The 1,489-nt window shown below is 69.1% G+C and carries 1 protein-coding gene; it reads left to right on the top strand.

Annotation, left to right across the window (positions count from 1 at the left end):
- The first annotated feature begins 263 nt into the window (after window positions 1-263).
- Window positions 264-1,466 (top strand): IS110 family transposase, encoded by a 1,203-nt coding sequence (locus ACIRPP_RS31925; RefSeq protein WP_403650253.1) that lies wholly within the window; start codon window positions 264-266, stop codon window positions 1,464-1,466.
- Window positions 1,467-1,489 lie beyond the last annotated feature (23 nt).

Raw genomic sequence — 1,489 nt, 5'->3', positions numbered from 1 at the left:
CCCCGTTATCTTCTTCGCGGTCCTGCAAGAGGGCCGCTGGCCTCCGGGCCCGGCATGACTGTTGCCCCCTGTCGATGGGATGACCTGGGGGGTGGTGTCACCGGGCCCGAGGGGTGCCGTCGGAGACGCTGATCAGAGGTCCGACCACCGCCTGGCCGGGTGCAATGCCCGGCCGCTTGCGGGCGGCAGGTCTGCATAACGTGGATGCGCGAGAACGGCTCCCGACCCTGGGCCGGCACGGCATCGACGCATGTGGGGGCACGATGGTCGACATCGACAAGGTGGGCGTCTTCCTGGGCTTGGACGTCGGCAAGCACACGCACCACGGACACGGCCTGACCTCGGCCGGGAAGAAGGTCTTCGACAAGCCGCTGCCGAACACCGAACCAAAGCTCCGAGCTGTCTTCGACAAGCTCAAGACCAAGTTCGGCACGGTCTTGGTGATCGTGGACCAGCCCGCTTCCATCGGCGCCCTCCCACTGACCGTCGCCAGGGACGCCGGCTGTCAGGTCGCCTACCTGCCAGGACTCGCCATGCGCAGGATCGCCGACCTCTACCCCGGCGAGGCCAAGACCGACGCCAAGGACGCCGCCGTCATCGCGGACGCCGCCCGCACCATGCCCCACACCCTGCGCACCCTCGACCTGACCGACGAGGTCACCGCCGAGCTGACCATGCTGGTCGGCTTCGACCAGGACCTCGCCGGCGAGGCCAACCGCACCTCCAACCGCATCCGCGGCCTGCTCACCCAGTTCCACCCCAGCCTGGAACGCGTCCTCGGACCGCGTCTGGACCACCAGGCCGTCACCTGGCTCCTCGAGCGTTACGGATCCCCGCAGGCACTGCGGAAGGCGGGCCGCCGCAGGCTCATCGAGGTCATCCGTCCCAGGGCTCCGCGGATGGCCGAGCGGCTGGTCGACGACATCTTCGCCGCACTCGACGAACAGACCGTCGTCGTCCCCGGCACCGGAACCCTCGACGTGATCGTTCCGTCCCTGGCGAAGTCGCTGGCTGCCGTCCATGAACAACGCCGGGCCCTGGAGGCCCGGATCGAGGACCTGCTGGAGGCCCACCCTCTTTCCCAGGTCCTGACCTCGATGCCCGGCATCGGCGTCAGGACCGCCGCAGTCCTCCTGGCCACCGTCGGCGACGGCAGCTCGTTCCCGAGTGCAGGCCACCTGGCCTCCTACGCCGGCCTTGCCCCGGCAACCCGCCAGTCCGGCACGTCGATCCACGGCGAACACGCCCCCCGAGGCGGCAACCGGCAGCTGAAACGAGCGATGTTCCTCTCCGCGTTCGCAGCCCTGCACGACCCCGCCTCCCGGACCTACTACGACCGCTGCCGAGCCCGAGGCAAAACCCACACCCAAGCCCTCCTCCGCCTCGCCCGCCACCGCATCAGCGTCCTGTTCGCCATGCTCCGCGACGGAACCTTCTACGAACCGAGAAGCCCCCTCGCAGCTTGACGAAAGACATAGAGGCACCCCCC

The sequence above is a fragment of the Streptomyces sp. NPDC101219 genome (assembly GCF_044767675.1).
In the GTDB taxonomy this organism is placed as follows: Bacteria; Actinomycetota; Actinomycetes; order Streptomycetales; family Streptomycetaceae; genus Streptomyces.
This window is presented reverse-complemented; position numbering and strand designations above follow the sequence as displayed.